We start from the raw sequence: 1,524 nt of genomic DNA, 5'->3' as shown, positions 1-1,524 counted from the left end.
TCGAGGTCGAGGTCGAGTTCGAGGTCGAGTACGAGGTCGAGGTCGAGGTCGAGTACGAGGTCGGGGTCGAGTTCGAGTCCGAGGTCGAGTACGAGCCCGAGGTCGAGCACGAGTTCGAGGTCGAGGTCGAGGTCGAGTTCGAGGTCGAGTACGAGGTCGAGGTCGAGGTCGAGTACGAGGTCGAGTCCGAGGTCGAGCACGAGCACGAGGTCGAGTACGAGCCCGACGCAAAACACCCCACCTCCAGCGTTTGCCGGGGGTGGGGTGTTTTAATGATCGGACGTGTTACCGAAGCCCGAGTTTATGGCGTGTAAGGCCAGGCGACGGGGGTGGGGGTGGCACCGCTGCCGGGATGGCCAAGCTGACCAGCGTTATTTCGTCCCCAGCAATACATCGTGTCGTCGGCGATGCCGCAGGTGTGTTCTTTGCCGGCAGAGATGGCGGTCCAGTCGGTGGAACCATTGTTTACGGCGGTGGGGACAGTGGTGGCGTTTCCGTTATGTCCAAGGCGTCCGTTGTCAGCACGTCCCCAACAATATGCCACCCTGTTGACCCCCTCTTGCTGGATGGCGCAGGTGTGCTCCGATCCGGTAGTGATAATGTTAACACTGGAAAGGTTTTCCACCTGATCGACAATTGGGGCAGAAGCATGGCCAAGCTGGCCTGAGCTGCCATTTCCCCAACAACGCATTCCAGAAATTTGGTTCGCTGACACATAGGCACATGAATGTGCTCCGCCTGCTGTTATTGTGGTTGTGGTATAGTTCTCATCTGAGACCGGAATGCCAACGGGACGAGGAGCACTATTACCCGAAGTGCCACCGTTCAGCTGCCCACTCGAAAAACGCCCCCAACACCACCCATTCGCCCCCTGAGCCGTCACCGCGCAGGTATGCGCATCGCCGGCGGCGACGGCCACGAAGGTGTCGATGGTGGTGCCGCCGCTGGTGATCTCCACGCGAGTGCGGTCGTCGACGGGGGTGCCGGTGCCGAGTTGTTGGGATTGATTGCGGCCCCAACAATAAAGGATGTTTTCATCATTAATTGCACAGGTATGTTCTGCGCCAGTGGTTACAACGCTCCAGTTTAATTCCGTCCCTATTTGATGAGGAGTATTGTAATTTGTCGCGTTGTTGAGTGCGGGTTCGACCTGACCATCACTATTCAACCCCCAACACCACAAACTCCCATCCTCCTTAACTCCACAGGTATGCTGCCCCCCCGCGCTCACCTGAGCCCACACGCCATCACCAGCCACTCGCGTGGGCTGGCTGCGCTGGGTGCTGGATCCGTCGCCCAGGCGACCGCTGCCGTTATTACCCCAACACCACAACGTGCCGTCGTCGAGGATGCCGCAGGAGTGCTCGGCGCCGGTGGCCACCTGCGTCCAGGTGGGGGCTTGATACGTGAATGTGTAAACCTGCTCTTCCAGGCAGTGCACCGGCTCCAGACCGGTAGCGCAGGCGTTGAGCGTGATGACCACCTCGGCCTCACCTTCGGGGAAGGCCAGCCCCTCACAGGCGA

2 protein-coding genes are annotated in these 1,524 nt (G+C 59.8%); both read right to left on the bottom strand.

Features of this window, described 5'->3' with window-relative positions:
* Nucleotides 1–236, bottom strand: a 236-nt coding sequence (locus tag DL240_RS19470; RefSeq protein ID WP_199589882.1) for a hypothetical protein, incomplete at its 3' end; no start/stop codon positions are given.
* A 65-nt stretch (nucleotides 237–301) separates the two neighbouring features.
* On the bottom strand, nucleotides 302–1,524 hold a 1,223-nt coding region (locus tag DL240_RS19465), incomplete at its 5' end, for an RCC1 domain-containing protein (protein ID WP_199589881.1).

The sequence above is a fragment of the Lujinxingia litoralis genome (genome assembly GCF_003260125.1).
Taxonomy (GTDB): Bacteria; Myxococcota_A; Bradymonadia; order Bradymonadales; family Bradymonadaceae; genus Lujinxingia; species Lujinxingia litoralis.
Note: the sequence above shows the minus strand (reverse complement) of the source record. Positions and strands in the feature narration are given on the sequence as shown.